At 64.0% G+C, this 16,641-nt stretch carries 16 protein-coding genes, 1 tRNA gene and 1 pseudogene; 10 read left to right on the top strand and 8 right to left on the bottom strand.

All coding sequences use genetic code 11. The features are described 5' to 3' along the window. Positions 1–66 precede the first annotated feature (66 nt). On the top strand, positions 67–1,410 hold the full coding sequence (gene gcvPA / locus C481_RS06745) for an aminomethyl-transferring glycine dehydrogenase subunit GcvPA (RefSeq protein WP_006108406.1): 1,344 nt from the start codon (positions 67–69) through the stop codon (positions 1,408–1,410). Continuing rightward, positions 1,407–2,924, top strand: coding sequence for an aminomethyl-transferring glycine dehydrogenase subunit GcvPB (gene gcvPB / locus C481_RS06740; RefSeq protein WP_006108405.1), 1,518 nt, complete (start codon positions 1,407–1,409; stop codon positions 2,922–2,924). Before gcvPA ends, gcvPB begins: the two co-directional genes overlap by 4 nt. Before the next feature lie 36 nt (positions 2,925–2,960). Here the strand turns inward: gcvPB and C481_RS06735 are convergent, their stop codons facing one another. From C481_RS06735 to C481_RS06725, 3 genes are all read right to left on the bottom strand, one after another. Further along, positions 2,961–3,557 carry a GNAT family N-acetyltransferase gene (locus C481_RS06735; protein ID WP_006108404.1) on the bottom strand — a complete coding sequence of 199 codons (597 nt, stop codon included), beginning with the start codon at positions 3,555–3,557 and terminating at the stop codon, positions 2,961–2,963. A gap of 129 nt (positions 3,558–3,686) precedes the next feature. Next, entirely contained in the window at positions 3,687–5,531 is a 1,845-nt protein-coding gene (locus C481_RS06730) for an NAD(+)/NADH kinase (RefSeq protein ID WP_049904517.1), read from the bottom strand. 75 nt (positions 5,532–5,606) lie between these two features. After that, positions 5,607–5,786, bottom strand: coding sequence for a DUF7838 family putative zinc beta-ribbon protein (locus C481_RS06725; protein ID WP_006108402.1), 180 nt, complete (start codon positions 5,784–5,786; stop codon positions 5,607–5,609). A 105-nt stretch (positions 5,787–5,891) separates the two neighbouring features. Here C481_RS06725 and C481_RS06720 point away from each other — a divergent pair, with 105 nt between their 5' ends. From C481_RS06720 to C481_RS22130, 5 genes and pseudogenes are all read left to right on the top strand, one after another. Further along, positions 5,892–6,425, top strand: a complete 534-nt coding sequence (locus C481_RS06720) for a cob(I)yrinic acid a,c-diamide adenosyltransferase (protein WP_006108401.1) — start codon at positions 5,892–5,894, stop codon at positions 6,423–6,425. 177 nt (positions 6,426–6,602) lie between these two features. Beyond that, positions 6,603–6,677 (top strand) — tRNA-Val (locus C481_RS06715). Positions 6,678–7,064: 387 nt separating this feature from the next. Then, positions 7,065–7,353: pseudogene (locus C481_RS23195) on the top strand (ArsR/SmtB family transcription factor); the annotation flags it as partial. A 4-nt stretch (positions 7,354–7,357) separates the two neighbouring features. After that, complete coding sequence (locus C481_RS06710) at positions 7,358–7,873, top strand: SRPBCC family protein (protein WP_006108400.1); 516 nt, start codon at positions 7,358–7,360, stop codon at positions 7,871–7,873. 254 nt (positions 7,874–8,127) lie between these two features. Beyond that, positions 8,128–8,268, top strand: a complete 141-nt coding sequence (locus tag C481_RS22130; protein WP_006108399.1) for a hypothetical protein — start codon at positions 8,128–8,130, stop codon at positions 8,266–8,268. A gap of 74 nt (positions 8,269–8,342) precedes the next feature. Here the strand turns inward: C481_RS22130 and C481_RS06705 are convergent, their stop codons facing one another. The 3 genes from C481_RS06705 to C481_RS06695 all read right to left on the bottom strand — a co-directional run bounded on the left by C481_RS06705 (position 8,343) and on the right by C481_RS06695 (position 11,203). Further along, complete coding sequence (locus C481_RS06705) at positions 8,343–9,476, bottom strand: hypothetical protein (protein WP_006108398.1); 1,134 nt, start codon at positions 9,474–9,476, stop codon at positions 8,343–8,345. Next, positions 9,473–10,648, bottom strand: a complete 1,176-nt coding sequence (priS, locus tag C481_RS06700; protein WP_006108397.1) for a DNA primase small subunit PriS — start codon at positions 10,646–10,648, stop codon at positions 9,473–9,475. The genes C481_RS06705 and priS overlap by 4 nt, the downstream gene beginning before the upstream one ends. 78 nt (positions 10,649–10,726) lie before the next feature. Further along, complete coding sequence (locus C481_RS06695; RefSeq protein ID WP_006108396.1) at positions 10,727–11,203, bottom strand: GNAT family N-acetyltransferase; 477 nt, start codon at positions 11,201–11,203, stop codon at positions 10,727–10,729. 224 nt (positions 11,204–11,427) lie between these two features. Between C481_RS06695 and C481_RS06690 the strand changes: the two genes are divergently transcribed. Together C481_RS06690 and C481_RS06685 are read left to right on the top strand one after the other, a co-directional pair. Beyond that, the gene (locus tag C481_RS06690) at positions 11,428–11,877 is read left to right on the top strand and encodes an archease (RefSeq protein ID WP_006108395.1); all 450 of its coding nucleotides are present in this window, start codon (positions 11,428–11,430) and stop codon (positions 11,875–11,877) included. A gap of 75 nt (positions 11,878–11,952) precedes the next feature. Next, complete coding sequence (locus C481_RS06685; RefSeq protein WP_006108394.1) at positions 11,953–13,419, top strand: RtcB family protein; 1,467 nt, start codon at positions 11,953–11,955, stop codon at positions 13,417–13,419. Positions 13,420–13,448: 29 nt separating this feature from the next. Here the strand turns inward: C481_RS06685 and C481_RS06680 are convergent, their stop codons facing one another. After that, positions 13,449–13,682: a hypothetical protein gene (locus C481_RS06680; RefSeq protein ID WP_006108393.1), complete on the bottom strand. Its 234-nt coding sequence runs from the start codon at positions 13,680–13,682 to the stop codon at positions 13,449–13,451. A 135-nt stretch (positions 13,683–13,817) separates the two neighbouring features. Next, positions 13,818–15,386: a methyl-accepting chemotaxis protein gene (locus C481_RS06675; protein ID WP_006108392.1), complete on the bottom strand. Its 1,569-nt coding sequence runs from the start codon at positions 15,384–15,386 to the stop codon at positions 13,818–13,820. A gap of 149 nt (positions 15,387–15,535) precedes the next feature. Between C481_RS06675 and moaA the strand changes: the two genes are divergently transcribed. Further along, positions 15,536–16,531: a GTP 3',8-cyclase MoaA gene (gene moaA, locus C481_RS06670; protein ID WP_006108391.1), complete on the top strand. Its 996-nt coding sequence runs from the start codon at positions 15,536–15,538 to the stop codon at positions 16,529–16,531. Positions 16,532–16,641 lie beyond the last annotated feature (110 nt).

Below are 16,641 nucleotides of genomic sequence, written 5' to 3'. Positions count from 1 at the left end.
CCGACAGGACACCCATCACACCACAGCCAGCGCCCGAATCCGAAGCCAAACCATCAGGGGGAGAGTATGAACGGGGCAGAAACACGCGCCTCCGGGAGTCCGTACGCCCCCCACACGGCCGACGAGCGCGATGCGATGCTCGAGGCAGTCGAGGCCGACTCTATCGCGGAACTGTTCGACATTCCCGATGCCATCCGATTCACGGACGAGTTCGGTATCGACGCTCGGTCCGAGCGCGAGACGAGACGACTCGTGCGATCGATTCTCGGACGTAACGAGAATCTCACTGAACTGCTCGGTCGTGGCCACTACGGCTACTACGTGCCCTCGCTGGTCGATCACCTCGCGGATCGCTCCGAATTTCTCACCTCTTACACGCAGTACCAGCCCGAAATCTCGCAGGGCTTTCTGCAGGCGCTGTTCGAGTACCAGTCGCTGCTGGTCGAACTGACGGGACTCGAAATCGCCAACTGCTCGATGTACGACGCGGCGACCGCACTCGGCGAGGCAGCGACGCTTGCGGATCGCGTCCGCGAGACAAGCGGCCACCGCGTTCTCGTGCCGGACCTCCTGCGCAAGGAGCGCCGGGGCACCCTCGAGAACTACGTCGCCGGCACCGACCTGATCGTCGAGTCGTACCCGACCGCCGACGGCGCCATCGACGCCGACGAACTCGCGGCCGCGGTCGACGAGGACGTCGTCATGCTCTACGCCGAGAACCCGACCGTCCGCGGGACGATCGAGGAACGCCTCGACGCCGCGAGCGAACTCGCAACCGACGCGGACGCGCTGTTCGTCCTCGGTTCCGACCCGGTCGCGCTCTCCCTCCTCCAACGACCCGCCGACGCGGGAGCCGACGTGGTCATCGGCGACGCGAGCGTCCTCGGCCTGCCGACGAGTTACGGCATGGGCCTCGGCCTGTTCGCCTGTCGCGAGGACTACCTGCGGCAGGTCCCCGGCCGCCTGGTCGGCGTCAGCGAGGATGCAACCGACCGGCGGGCGTTCACGCTCACCCTGCAGACCCGCGAACAGCACATCCGCCGCGAACGCGCGACGAGCAACATCTGCACGAACCAGGCCTGGGTCGCGCTGCGAACCGCGATGCACGCCGCCGCACTCGGCCCCGACGGGCTGGTCGACCTCGCGAAACGCGGCGTCACCCGCGCCGAAACTCTCGCCGAGCGACTCGACGACCTCGTCGGCGTGACGGCACCGGTTCACGACCGTCACCACATCCGCGAGTTCGTCGCGCACGTCGATCAGCCCGCGCCGGCGATCGCCGAGGATCTCGAGAGGCGCGGCTTCGCGGTCCACGTCGTCGGCGAACACGAGGTGCAGTGTTGTGTCGCCGGCGTTCCGGACACAGAACTCGACGCGTTCGTCGCGGCGTTTTCGGAGGTGGTTCGATGAGCGACGGCGACCCGGTCGCCGATGCACGGCAGGTCCGCTACGATCAGGCCCGCTACGTCGACGACGGCCAGTACGAACCCCTGCTCTCGGAGAAGGACCGGACTCGCGTCGAGATCGGTGACGAGTCGCCGCTTCCCGACGACCTCACGCGGGACGAACTCGAACTGCCCGCCCTCTCCGAACCCGAACTCGCCCGCCACTACACGCGCCTCTCGCAGATGATCTACGGGATCGACAGCGGACCGTACCCGCTCGGCTCGTGTACGATGAAGTACAACCCGAAATTCACCGAAGACGTGGCGGCGCTGCCGGGCGCGAGCGTCCACCCCGATCGCTCGGCGGCGTCGGTGCAGGGCACGCTCGAACTCCTCTCTCGCCTGCAGGACTACCTCGGCCGAATCGGCGGCATGGACGCCGTTACGCTCCAACCGCCGGCCGGCGCAGCAGGCGAGTTCGTCGGCATCCGCGTCGCCGCGGCCTACCACGAACACAACGGCGAGGATCACCGCGACGAGGTCATCGTTCCCGAGAGCGCCCACGGGACGAACTTCGCCAGCGCCGCCCTCGGCGGCTACGACGTGGTGTCGCTGCCCAGCGACGACGAGGGACGGGTCGATCTCGAAGCGCTCGACGCCGCCCTCTCGGAGCACACGGCGGCGCTGATGCTCACCAACCCGAACACGCTCGGCCTGTTCGAGCGCGACATCGAGGAGATCGCCGACATGGTCCACGACGTGGGCGGCCTGCTCTACTACGACGGCGCGAACCTGAACGCCCTGCTCGGGCGCGCCCGCCCCGGCGACATGGGCTTCGACGTCATGCACTACAACGTCCACAAGACGTTCGCGACGCCCCACGGCGGCGGCGGCCCCGGCGCGGGCCCCGTCGGCGTCGTGGACGAACTCGCGCCGTTCCTGCCCGCGCCGCGGGTACGAGCGGCCGAGGACGGCACGCGTGCGGAAGACAGAAACAGTGATGGTGACAGTGACAGTGCCGGTGCCGGTGAGCAGCGCTACGAACTGTTCGATCCCGAACACACAATCGGCAAGGTCCACGGGTTTCAGGGCAACTGGCTCGTCCTCGTAAAGGCCTTCGCCTACATCGCCAGACTCGGCGACGAGGGGCTCGCAGATGCAAGCGCGAAGGCAGTGCTCAACGCGAACTACCTCGCGAGCCAGATCGAGTTCGGCGTTCCGTACGGCCCGTTCCACCACGAGTTCGTCGCGAGCGCGGGCGAGCGGGACGCGGCCGACGTGGCAAAGCGGATGCTCGACTACGGGGTGCACCCGCCGACGACGAAGTGGCCCGAAATCGTCCCCGAGGCGCTGATGACCGAGCCGACGGAGGTCGAGAGCAAGGATACGCTCGATCGGTTGGCGGCGGCGTTCAACGCCGTCGCGCGGGAGGACGACGAGACGCTCGCCGACGCGCCGGAGCGGACGACCGCGCGACGGATCGACCAGACCAGCGCGGCGCGAAGCCCGCGCCTGTCCTGGCACGAACTCGACGACTAAGAGCAACCGAACGGACGCGAACGCGTCCCGAGACCGTCAGTCTCGGTTTCGCTCCCACTCCGCACGCGAGATGCTGTACCGGATGCTATCCCGCGGCTCGTCGTCGATGACGATGTCGTTGCGGATACGACCCTCTTTCCGGCCGCCGAATCGCTCGACGTACTTCTCGATGGCGCGGCGGGATTGCTCGTTGTCCGGGTCATGTGCGACCGCGACCATCTCGAGATCGAGCCGATCGAAGGCGAACTCGAGCATCCGGGCGGCGCGTTCGCCGGAGTAGCCCCGGCCCCAGAACGGTTTCCGGAGCCACGCGCCGAAGACCGCGAGCCGCCGATCCCAGTCGGGGTGGATACCGGCGAAGCCGGCGAGTTCGCCGGCGCGGTCGCCCTCCGTCGGTCGGAGGGCGTAGGTGGCCGCCACGCCGTCATCGAACTGCTCGCCGCAGTGTTCGACCCAGTCGAACGACTCCTTAGGGTGCTGGTGGGAATCCCAGGTGACGTACTTCGTGATCTCGTCGATGCCGGGTGCGCCGGCGTGAACGTATTCGTACAGTTCGTCGACGTCGAACTCGTCCGGGTGGAGCCGCTCGTACCGGAGTCGTTCGCTTTCCATCTCCGTCGGGAAGAGTGACATGTTCCTACACCCACAGTGTGCAGCGGGGACGATAAACGTGTTCGAGGCGTGGAACCGACGCTCACACCACCGAAACGGACTTCAACGGGATCGGGTACGCGACAAGGCGAGTGTCGAACGGCGACCGGCTCAGCGATCCGCTCCGCGGTCCGACAGCCCCGTCTTGAGATGCCCCAACAGCGCCGGGTGCAACGGGCCGTTCGAGCCGAGCAGCGCCGTGCGGTCGTCGGTCTCGAGTTCGAACGTGAACGGCTCGCCGCGTTCGTCGGTGATCGTTGCGCCGGCCGCCCGTGCGATGACGAGACCGGCGGCGATGTCCCAGGGATGGGTGTCGTGTTCCCAGGTCGCGTCGGCACTACCGCTCGCCAGATAGCAGAGATTGAGCGCGGCAGACCCGAGACGACGGACGCCGCGAGATTCCTGGTAGAAGTGCGAGAGGAAGGTGCCGTCGGGGTCGTACCCCGAGATGAGCATGCTCTCGTCGAGGCGGTCGCGGTCCGTCGTCTCGATCGGATCGCCGTCTCGTCGGGCACCGACCTCGGCGATTGCGCTGAACAGTTCGTCCGTTTCGGGGACGTAGACGACGCCCATCACCGGCGTTCCACAATCGAGAAGCGCGATCGAAACCGAGTAGTTCGGATTGCCGTGTGCGAAGTTCCCGGTTCCGTCGAGCGGGTCGATAACCCAGGTGTAGCCGTCGGCACGATTTCGCCGCGGTTGCTCTTCGGAGACAATTCCGTGCTCGGGGAACTCGTTGTCGATAACGGTCGTGATGATCCGGTTTGCCTGGTGGTCGGCCTCGGTGACGATATCCGATTTGTCGCTTTTGACGGTGATGGAATCGACCTGGCCGTGGAGTTCGCGCAGCGGCTCGCCAGCGGCCTCGGCAGCCTCTGTTGCAACCGTGCGGGCGTATTCGAGTGTCGTCCGGTCGTCACGCCCCGTCGACGGAACAGCGGGCGACGCAGACCGGCTCCCCGTCTCACCAGCATCCGCCACTGAACTCGATTTCGCTGGGTCCGCGTCCGTTGCCGTTGGTATCGCCGACGAGATCGTCCCAGCGTGCGATCCTGATCCGAGAGCGCGTTCCGTCTCCGAACGCGGTGTCGGCGGCTGATCGTCGACGGCGCGGATTCCCCAGCCGAGTTTCTTCGCGATTGCGGTAAAGAAGTGGTCGTCGTAACTGGTTCGGACGACGTGCGCGAGCCTGTCGGCACCCGTCAACAGGACGCTCTCGCCCGTTTCGAGGCGGGTGTGCGTCCGTCCGCCGTCGACCAGCAACGTTGCGGGGCCGCGGGTGACGATTCGGAGTTCGGTCGAGGGCGAGACGACGATCGGCCGGACGCCCAGTTGGTGGGTGTGCAACGGGACGAGCTGTAGCGTGTGGTTGTCGACCGGGTAGTGGATCGGGCCGTTCGCGGACAGCGAAATCCCGGTCGAACCGGTCGGCGTCGAGACGGCAAGTCCCGTTCCCTCGAACTCGCCGACGTACTCGTCATCGGCGTAGACATCGAGTTGCGTCACCTTGCTGTCGACGGGATTTTCCGGCGGAACGTGCTCGACGGTCACGTCGTTGATCCCCGTCGCATCGACGCTCGATCCGGTGACGGCGACCTGTTGGCGGCTGTCGACCTTTGCACGTCCCCGAACGACTTCGTCGAGGGCGGCATTGAGATCCTCGGGTTCGACGCGGGCTAGAAAGGAGAGGGTGCCCGTATTGACTCCAAGCTGGGGAACGTTCCGCGGTGCAAAGGTCTTGATCCCCTCCAGAAAGGTGCCATCACCGCCGATCGTTATCCCGAGCGTCGCCCGGTTCGGATCGTACTGCTCGCCGATCTCGTCGCCGACGTCAACCGTCGACAGCGTGATGTCACGCTCTGTGGTCCAGGATTCGAGTCCGGCGACGACATCGTCACTGTTGGGACTGACGATCGCAATAATCTCGTCCGTCGTCGCGAGCCTGCGTCCTTGCATCGGGAAGTCCAGCGGAAACTGGTCGGCGTTCGGTTCGTGATGACAGCTAGCGATCACCCGGGATTAGTGCTGTGACTAGACGTCCACGCTCGAGTCGACAGCAGTTCCGTCGTCGCCGATCCGGACAAATCCGTAGTCGCAGTCCGGACAGTGCCACTTGACCTTCTCACCGAGGTGCATCGTCGTACTCGCCGCGCGGTAGAACGTCCGTTCGTCACCACAGTTTGGACACTCGTGGTCGAGTTCCATCGTCATACGCGGCGATTGCACACGGACCAAATTGAACGTACTGGTTCCTGATCGTGCCACCGGCTCACCGCTCGGCCAGCAATTAAGTAATCTCCCTTCATCGGTTCGGCCATGTCGATCTACACCGGCCGTGGCGACGACGGCAAAACCGATCTCCGGGATATGACCCGCGTCTCGAAGACCAGCCCCCGAATCGAGGCCTACGGTACCGTCGACGAACTCAACGCCCTGCTCGGCACGATTCGACCCACCGGACACGCGGACGTCGACGATCGACTGCGCGCCGTTCAAAATCACCTCCACATCGTTCAGGCCGACTTTGCGAATCCCGACCCCGATGAAGACGATCCGGCGATCACCGCCGCCCACGTCGACACCGTCGAAGACTGGATCGACGCGTTCGACGCTGAACTCGAGCCATTGACCGCATTTATCCTCCCCTCGGGAAGCGATCCCGGAGCGCAGTTACACCACGCTCGAACCGTCTGTCGTCGAGCCGAGCGACGAGCAGTTGCACTGGCCAGCGAAGCGGAGATCAACGAACAAGCGGTTCAGTACCTGAACCGACTCTCGGACGGCCTGTTCACGTTCGCCCGCGTCGTCAACGCTCGGGAGGGCGAACCGGAGGAAACGCCGGAATACTAATCGTCTGAAGCAGCGAGAGCACGCTCCGTATGTGTCGATACCGATTGCAGTGACGAGAGCGATTTGTGGTGTCGCCGACCGAGCGGCTGGGGATCGCCAGAACGGCGGAGGACACAGGGTATCGGCTTCGAACGTGAAAGGAAGCCTTAAGTCGAACGCACGGATACGACCGTATGCGGGTTGGTGATCTAGTCCGGTTATGATACCTCCTTCACACGGAGGAAGTCGGCAGTTCAAATCTGCCCCAACCCACTGATTTTGCGCCGAACAATTCCGTGAGGCGAAAATCCATTACGTTGGGCAGTTTGAACCAGACAAGTCGCAGTCCGGGAAGCAAACGAAGTGAGCGACCCGGAACGTCTTGGCGAGGTTTAAATCTGCCTCACCCTACTCGCTATCTGAGTGCGATCTTCGTACTGCCCACTACGCAATTGACTGCCCCGCTGGATCTTTGATCTCTGGGTGCCGTCCCGTCCGCTCCTACCGCTACAAACGACACACATGGTGCCACCCAATCTCACTTCTGACCTCGTACCAGTATTCAGTAAAATGGCTAAAAGAGCCGTTTCAGACAGTTTTTCTGATGGTCTCGGTAGCGCACTAAATGGTTAAATATCTGTGCAGCTAGTATTCAACCAGATGGTTGACCAACGCGTAGCGATGGACCTCGATACGATCTTCCAGGTGTTGCCACCCGACTCTGCGAGCCCAGGACCCAGGATCAGTAAGTGTCACTGAACTCGCAGAGCCCCACGACATCTCGCAAGTGGGCTGGCCGCCGTCTCGAAGCGCCTCCAAGTGCTCGAGGATGCGGGATTGATCGAAGTCGAACGGGGACGGACGCATCCGGCAGTTTAGCTGGCTAACGCAATACTGCGTCTTCTGGGATGACCGGTTGGACGCGTTGGCTGACCATCTGGAGAACGAGGCTAATGGCAGACGAAAAGACGACAGCGACCGAGTTCGAACCGAGCGTGTACGACACGACGATCCGGCGGACGTTCGACGCCCCGCGCGAGCGCGTGTTCGAAGCGTGGACCGACCCCGAACGGGTCGAACAGTGGTGGGGGCCAGCCGAGTTCACCGTCCCCTACTGCGAACTGGATGTCAGACCGGATGGGGAATTCAGAATCGACATGCAGGGCCCTGACGGAACCATCTATCCCGATACGGGGGTGTATCACGTCGTCGATGAACCCGAGCGGCTCGAGGTCACCAGCCGGGCGCTCGAGGACGAAGACGGCATCCCGCAACTCGAAGTGTACCAAACGGTCACGTTCGCCGAGCGCGGTGAGCAGACCGAACTGACGATACGGGCGGAAGTGATCCGGGCGAGCGAAGCGGTGGCTGACTCACTCGAGGGAATGGAGCAGGGGTGGAGCCAGAGTCTCGACAAACTCGAGGGGTTCATCGCCGACGGGTCGGCCGTTCCGTCGACAAGCGACTAACCGCTTCCACTCCGCCGTGCGAGATTCGGTCACGTCCACGCAGCACCGGACGGCGTGGCACGCGATCGGCAGGCACGACTGTATGGCACCGTCCATCAGGCTCCGAGTGGACTCCGGACGACACTCTCAAGAGCGTCGTTCTTTTGCAAACCCCTACGAAGCATCCCTGTCCGTGGTAGGGGACCACTGATCCGGAACTGCAACCCAGCGGAACCACGACGAACGCTTAAGGCTGCTCGTGTTCTTGGTATCATATGGCATACCAACTTCGCTGCGACAGTTGCGAACTCGATCGGGAATGTCGCGACTGGATCGAAGCCAGCGAGTTCGCCAGCGAACACGAAGCGGAATACGGCGGCCACTGGGTGAGTATCTACGACGTTCCAGAGGCCTGAGACGAACGCGTCATCAATAACAGTCGCAGTTATCGGTGTCGGCAGAGCGCCACGGTCGTCGTCGATTCCGACCGTCACTCGAGCGGTTCGGCCGCCTCGCGTTCGAGCAGCGGCGTCGCGTTCGCTTCGGGGAGCGTCACAATGTCATCGCTGACAAGCGTATATTCCCGGTCGTCGACGCCGAGGATAGAGCCGATGTCCTGCGTGATTTTGACCGTCATGCGGTCGACTTGTGACTCGGAGGGCCCCTCGTCCCCGTTCGCTTTCGCTTCGGAGGACGAACGGGATCGCGTCCCGCCGTAGTCGTCGCTTGTTCCACCCTCAGTACTACCAGCATCACGGCGTTTCTCGGGAGTCCCGGTATCGGTTACTTCTCCAGGATCTGCGGTTGTCTCCGTCGCTGTTGCACTCGAACTCGAGTTCACCTGCGGAGCGGACTCGGCGTGATCCGCGTCGGCGGTGTCGGCTGTCTCGGCCGTGTCAGCCGTCTCGGATGTGTCGGCCCCAGCACTCGCGGTAGCACCAGCAGCGTCACCGCCCATCACGTCCGCAGGGGAGACGCCCGCGGCGTCGGCGGCTTCCGAGTCGGGAGCGGCTGGCGTGGACTGCGAAGTCGGCGACTGCTGCGTGTGCGGTGTGTTTTGTGAGTGCTGTTCGGGGACCTGGTCGTCTCCGTTGTTCGCTCCGTGGTGTTGCACGCGGTCTTTCGCTGCGGGTTCTTGCGGTGGTGTCGGCGGGTCGGGTGAATTGGAACGCTGGCCGCGATCCTGACCGGCTTCGGTCGAGGTAGCGCTATCGGTGGCCGTGTCCTGGGCCTGGGTACTGCCCTCAAGCACGTCGAGCACGCGTGCTTTGTTCCCCTTGATGCGGTCGACGAGGTCGTCGAAGAGGGCGGCCTCTTCGGCGGTTAGCCCCTCGTCGTCTGCCGCCATACCGGCCGCGGCGAGACTCGCTTGCTTGACGAGTTTGCCCATCCGGCGCTCGTAGATCGCTTCGACCACGTCGTTTGCGGTCTCGATTTCGTCCGTGAGCTGGCCCACTTCGGGCGACGAAAAGGGGTCATCGGCGCGCTCGGCCGCGCGTTCGCGTTCGGCCTCGAGTTCAGCGATGTACTCGCCGACCTCCTGGTAGAACGAGGGGCGAAGGTTCTGGAGGCTGTCTTTCTTTCGCTCCTTGCTCTGGACCGAGCGTAGTTCGTTTAGATTCATTCTTTCTCCTTTTCAGCCCGACCGCGCGCCATCAGGAAGACGGCAACGTACTCTGGGAGTGACTGGTCACCCTCGGAGACCGTAAAGCTATCTCCTCCGAGTTCCACTGTCCCGCCGTCGGTGACGTCGACGGCGATGTCCTGGCCCACGAACGTCTCGGGGACGGCGTCGACCAGCGGGTCGAACGTGTCGAGTTCGTCGCGCTCGAGGCGAACCGTTTGCAGTCCGCTGCCGCCGTGGAGCGTGCCGGGCAGGCGGATGAGGCGGTTCGTGTCGGTCGTCACCGGTTCGTCGATCGGGGCGTTGTCCCGTTCGACGGCTTTCGAGGCGAACCGCTCCGCCAACTGCGCGACGGCGGTGTGGACGGTGACGTTGCCCGATGCGAGTTGCTCGCGGTTGTTCCGGGCGGCGTTTATCGTCGCCTGTGCCTTCCCCTCGCCGATACCGTCGAACTCCTGGAGGCGCTCGAGTGCGGCGTCTGCTTCGAGTTCGAGGAGGTCGTCGACGAAGGCCATGAAGTGATCGTGGGTTCGCTTTCCCCAACCGCCCTCGACGCGGAGCGTTCGCCGCTCCGTCGGTGTCTTTCGACCGAGTCCGGCGACGGTTTCGGTTTCGATCAGTTCGTCGAAGTCGAGGCCGATCCCGCGGACGTAGTCGACGATTTCGCGGCGGTGCTCCCGGTCGAGGTGGCGGACGTTGTCGTCGCGGACGTGGACGTGGTAGCCGCGGCCGCCCGAAAAGACGAGTTCCAGTTCTTCGAAGCCGAAGTCGTCTTCGAGAAAATCGAGGAGTCGAAACAGGGCCTCCTTACACGTCGCGAGCATCTCGGCGTAGGTGTCCTCGCCGAGCGTCACGTTCGGCAGGTGGTCCGCGTCGAGGTCGAAGACGAGATCGGCGGACTGCCAGTCTTTCTCGCTCATCGAACTCGCGCTCGGATCGCGAAAGCGGCCCGCGGAGAAGTAGACGTGTCGCGGGCGCTTACGGACGAGGAACTCGGAGAGTTCGCCGAGTTCGAGTAGTGATCGGTGGCGGACCATCGTCGTACCGGGGCTTTCGGTCCAGGGGATGAAGCCCCACTCGCGTTCGTTCGCGGCGGGCGGTGGCGTTAGCTCCGTCCGTCGATAGTAGTCTCGAAATCGCCCCCGAAGATAGGCCCTCGTTCGCTCCTCCATGCGCTTGCGCTACTCGTCGTGGCGCGGGTATAATTGTATTGGACTGTCCGTGCGGATGACCGTCGGTCCCAGACCGCACTACCGGCGCATCAGATCGGAAATTCGGTCCGCGATCCCGTCGCCGGAGCCGAGTTTCAGATAGTAGGCGTCGCCGCTGTCCTCGTAGTAGTTATCGATCCGACGTTTAATCTCGAAGCCGAGATGTTCGTAGAACTGCAGGGCGTTCTCGTTGCTCGTCCGAGCGTGGCAGGTGATCGTCTCGTGGTCGTCTGCAACCCGGGCAACGAGTCGTTTTCCGAGCCCCTCTCCGCGATGGGCCGGTGAAACTGCGAGAAAGAGAATGTAGCCGTCGCGTCGAACGGCGGCAAAACCGACGAGTTCGTTGTCGAGGGCATAGCAGTGAACGGTCGAGCGTCGATAGGCATCAGTGAAAAAGCCTCGCCGCTGCTTGAGGACGTCCTCCTGCTGATTGATCTGCTCTTTGAGCTGCCAGGCCTGCTCGACGAACTCGTCGTTCCCTGGCGTAACGACGCGCCTGTCGATGTTGACGCTCACTACCACTGCCTTACATCGTCGCCAATATAATTCCACCGGCAACGAGGCCCGAACGCCACCGATATACTGTCGACTATGTGAAAATCAGTGGCGCTCCCGCGGGTGCTCCACGGACGACCGGGATTCCAGGCCAGTTGCTCGCCGACTGTTGTTCGAGGGTACCGTGTCAACCCGGCGGAAGCGACGGACATACGACGGCGGCGCGCGAACGTCGTTCCAAGACGATGGGTTTCGAACTGCGCGATCACACTGCCGACGTTGCGGTCGCGGCGACGGGCGGGTCACTCGAAGCGGTCTTCGCTGCCGTCGCCGACGGCCTGACGGCCTGCTCGACTGACGAGGTTCCCAACGCAGGCAAGCGGTTTTCACTCGCAGTCGCCGCCGAGAGCCGCGAGGCACTGCTGTTCGACTATCTCGACGAACTCATTTATCTGCGGGACGTGCGCGCCGAACTCCCGGTCGACCACCGCGTCGAGTCGATCAGCGGGCCGACAGTTGAGTCAGCCAATGGCGACGATCCGACAGCCGATCCTCCGTGGGAAGTGACCGCAACCGCCCGCGGCGTCCCGCTTGCTGAACTCGACGCCCGAGAGGTGAAAGCCGTCACCTATTCCGAGATGCGACTCGAGAACGTCGCCGACGGTTGGGAGGCGTACGTCGTCTTCGACATTTGATCAAACGGAATCGCACTCGCGCAGCGAGCAACTCGAGAGACGAACACCTTTCATCGTCGGGGTCCGACTTCGCGTATGAGCAATCCCACGTTCGAGGCCGGCGACATCACGCTCGAGCAGGTGCGCGAGTTCGTCTGGGAGATCCCACAAGAGGGAGATATGCGCGCACCCGCGAGAGTGCTCGCGAGCGAAACCCTCCTCGAGGAGATCCGGGAGGATAAGACGCTCGAGCAGATCACGAACACGACCCACCTGCCGGGGATCACGAACTACGCGATCTGTATGCCCGACGGTCACCAGGGTTACGGGTTCCCGGTCGGCGGGGTCGGTGCACTCGACGCCGAGAACGGCTGCATTTCGCCGGGAGCGGTCGGCTACGACATTAATTGCGGCGTCAGGATGATGCGGACGAATCTGACCTACGACGAACTTCAGGGACGGGAAGAAGAACTCGTCGACTCCCTCTTTGCGAACATCCCGTCGGGGCTCGGCGGCGGCGGCGTCGTCGAAGCCGGCGTCGACACCGTCGACGAAATCCTCGCCCGCGGCGTCGACTGGGCGCTCGAGAACGGTCACGCCGTCGAGGACGATCTGCTACACTGCGAGGACGAGGGAATGCGGGAGGGCGCGAACCCAGAGAAGGTGAGTCAGAAGGCCAAAGACCGCGGGAAGAACCAGATCGGTTCGCTCGGCTCGGGCAACCACTTCCTCGAGGTCCAGCGCGTCACAGATATCTTCGACGACGAGGTGGGTGAGGCTTACGGCCTCGAAGCGGACCAGATCGTCGTCCTGATCCACTGTGGCTCCCGCGGCCTGGGCCACCAGACCTGCAACGATTACCTGCGGAAGATCGAACAACAACACCAGGGACTGCTGAACCAGTTGCCGGACAAAGAACTCGCGGCCGCGCCCGCCGGCTCCCAACTCGCCGAAGACTACTACGGCGCGATGAACGCCGCGATCAACTTCGCGTGGGTCAACCGCCAACTCATCATGCACCGCACGCGGCGGGTCTTCGAGCGCGTCTTCGACCGCTCGTGGGAGGCCATGGACATGCACCTGCTGTACGACGTGGCCCACAACATCGCGAAGAAGGAAACGCACACCGTGGCGGGGGACGAACGCGACCTCTACGTCCACCGCAAGGGTGCCACGCGGGCGTTCCCCGCCGGCCACCCCGAAGTGCCCGCCGCGTATCGCGATGTCGGTCAGCCCGTCATCATCCCCGGCAGCATGGGAGCCGGCAGCTACGTCCTGCGAGGCGGCGAGCACTCGATGGACCTCACCTTCGGTTCGACGGCCCACGGTGCGGGACGGCTGATGAGTCGCACCCGGGCCAAAAACGAGTTCTGGGGCGGCGACGTGCAGGATGAACTCGAGGAACAGCAACAGATTTACGTGAAGGCCCAGTCCGGCGCGACGGTCGCCGAGGAGGCACCCGGCGTGTACAAGGACGTCGATGAGGTCGTTCGCGTCTCGGACGCGTTGGGAATCGGCGACAAGGTGGCGCGAACGTTCCCGGTGTGTAACATCAAGGGGTAGTCACCGACTTCGACCGGAGTTCGAGAAACCTATTTCAGTCGGAACGGGTTCTCGTCGTCTCCGTCCTCGCCGGTATCTCCGCTCGTCTCTGCGGTCTCGTTATCGTACGGCTTGCGGGCGGTGATCGTCACCGTCGCCTCGGGGTCGTCCTCGTCGGACCAGGGGCTGTCATAGGCGGAGAGTTCGAGATCGGTCACGTCCCAGCCGGCGGCTTCGATGCGATCGACGAGTTCGCGCTGGTCGGAGAGCATGTCGTCGTCCATGGTCGGTGTTCGTGCGGGGGTGGTGTAGGTTTTCGGCCGGCAGGGTTTTTCGGGTGGCAGGGATCTCGGCCGACGGCGTAGAGGGAGACGAGTCATCACGACCGTCCGCCGGTGGCCCTGAAAACGACGGTCGCGTTAGTCGTCGGTCTGTAACTCGTCGACTCGTCGGACGAGGTGATCGATCGTCTGCTCCTGCTGGGTCGTCGCTTCGACGATCCGCTCCGTCGCCGTCTCGCTTCGCTCCGAACGGTCCCGGACCGTCTCGATCGTCGAGGTGAGTTCTTCGACGCTGGCCGTCTGGTCGTCGATCACGCGGGCGACCTCCGAGATACCGTGGGCGGCCTCGTCGACGGAGTCGGCGATTGCCTCGAGTTCGGTGATGACGGCGTCGATCTGGGTTTCGGCGTGGTCGATCCGGTCGTGGGAGCGGGAGACGGCGTCGGTCGTCTCGGCGAACTGGGCCTGCAACTCGTCGAGGTTCGCCGTGATCGCCTCGGTGTGGTCCTGCGTCTCGTTGGCGAGGGTTTTGACGTGGTCCGCGACGACGGCGAATCCGTCGCCGCTGTCGCCGGCGCGTGCGGCTTCGATGTTGGCGTTGAGCGCGAGGAGGTTCGTCTCGTCGGCGACGTCCGAGATGACCTCGACGACGGAGCCGATGTCGTCCATCTTGGCCGTGAGTTCGTCGATGTTTGCGGCGAGTTCGTCGCCGATTTCGACGACGTCCTCGGTCGCCTCGCGTGCATCCGCGCCGGCATCGAGGCCGTGTTCGACGGCGTCTTTGGCGGCCTGAGCGGCGGTGTCGACCTCTTCGGACTGGGCGGCGACTTCCTCCATGCCGGCCGCGAACGTCTGCATCTCGCTCGCGGAGTCCTCGAGTAGGCGATGCTGTTCGGCGACGTTGTCCGCGATGTCGTCGGCGGCCGCGCTCGCGTCGTCGACGGCGGCTTGCATCTCGGTCGCCTGTTCGCTCACGCGGCCGGTGAGCGTTTCGAGGCTGGCGGCCATCTCGTTGAGGTCGTCGACGACGGCCACGAGTTCGGAATCGAGCAACTGGAACGAGTCGAGTCGCCGTGCGCGGGCGGTGAGGTCGCCGTGGCTGATTTCGGTTGCGGTCGTCTGGAGTTCGCGGACGAGCGCCGTCGTGGCGTCGCGCTCGGCGACGATGTCGGTTCGGTCGACGACGACTTCGATAACGCCGAGAAGGTCGCCGTCACGTCCCCCGGCGGTGCCGTACAGCGGTGTCGCCGAGAAGTCGATGTGTTTCTCGTCGCCGTGGCGGTCGACCATGGTGCTGGTGTCGCCGTACCGGCGTTGCTCGGGGTCGCGCAGTTCGACGCCGAACCGTTCGTGGGCCCGCTCGGGGGCCTGTACCACCTTGTCCGCGAGCGTATCCGCCCGGCGGCCGTCCGGGTAGAACAGTTCCGACGCGTAGTCGTGGCCGAGCGCATCGGCTCGTTCGACGCCGGTCAACTCGGCCAGCGCCGCGTTCCACTCGACGACCGTTCCCTCGGCGTCCAGAATGAACGTGGGAATGCCGGTTCCATCGAACAGTTGCTGATAACCGGCCCGGCGAATGACCGGCGCGGCAGGGCCCTCGAATCCGCCGCCGGACTCCTCCCCGCGGTCGTCTTCGGTCGGTCGCGTAGCGGCCGACGTGGCCGTCGAATCGGCGTCTCGGGACTCGTCGGAAATATTACTGTCCATTGGTCACTATCCGCACGGTTAGACGGAACGTAGTTAAAATCGACGGCAACAAAACAGTTCTGTGACAGGAAAGTACGGGTAATCGAAATCAGTTACTGGATGCGGAAATACCCGGCGCGTTTAAGCGGATTCGACCACAACACGAAGATATGCTCACCGACGAGTTCGGGCGCGAGGTGACCGGGGTCCGCGTCTCGCTCACCGATCGGTGTAACTTCGACTGCGTCTACTGTCACAACGAGGGTCTCGGCGACACCCGGGGGCCGATGGACCCGCAGGACGACGAGATGGAGACGGACGACGTCGTTCGCTTTCTCGAGGTCGCCGCCGAGTTCGACGTCGATGCGGTCAAGTTCACCGGCGGCGAGCCGATGCTCCGACAGGACCTTGCGGAAATCATCGAGCGCACGCCCGCCCAGATGGAGGTCTCGCTGACGACCAACGGAACGTTCCTCCCCGACCGCGCCGATGAACTCGTCGACGCGGGGCTCGATCGCGTCAACGTCTCGCAGGATGCGCTCGATCCCGAGGATTTCGCGGCCGTGACCCAGAGCGGGGCCTACGAACGAGTGCTCGAAGGGGTCGAGGCAGCGCTCGATGCGGGGCTGGACCCGGTCAAGCTCAACATGGTCGTCTTCGAGCAGACGGCGGGTTACGTGCCGGAGATGGTCGATCACGTCGCGCGAAACGACGGCCTGCAACTCCAGTTGATCGAGTACATGCCCGAGTTGACCGGTCGACCCGAGTGGAACATCGACATCCAGCGCGTTCACGACTGGCTCGCCGAGCAAGCCGTCGAGATCGAACATCGGGAGATGCACGATCGAAAGCGCTACTGGGTGAGTCACGACGAGGCTCCCGAATCCGGCCGCGGCATGGTCGAAATCGTCGATCCCGTCGAGAATCCGACCTTCTGTGCGAACTGCCATCGCGTCCGCGTTACCCACGAAGGCTATCTCAAGGGCTGTCTCAACCGAAACGACGATCTCCGGTCGATGGGCGAGATGACGAAACCGGAAATCCGCGAGACGTTCCGCGAAACCGTCGCGAACCGCGTCCCCTACTACGGCGAGTACATGGTGCAAAACGGCGACGGCGAGTGGGAAGTCAACGACGAGTACATCGAGGGCTACGCCGGCATCTGATCGCCACACTGTAGCGGAGCGGTGTGGCCGTGGTACTGACAGTGACACTGAACTCGTCTCTGCCGCCGGAATATCTCTGTTCTCTCACATCCCGATTCGTCCGGCGTGGC

Source organism: Natrialba asiatica DSM 12278 (assembly GCF_000337555.1).
Classification (GTDB): domain Archaea; phylum Halobacteriota; class Halobacteria; order Halobacteriales; family Natrialbaceae; genus Natrialba; species Natrialba asiatica.
Note: the sequence above shows the minus strand (reverse complement) of the source record. Positions and strands in the feature narration are given on the sequence as shown.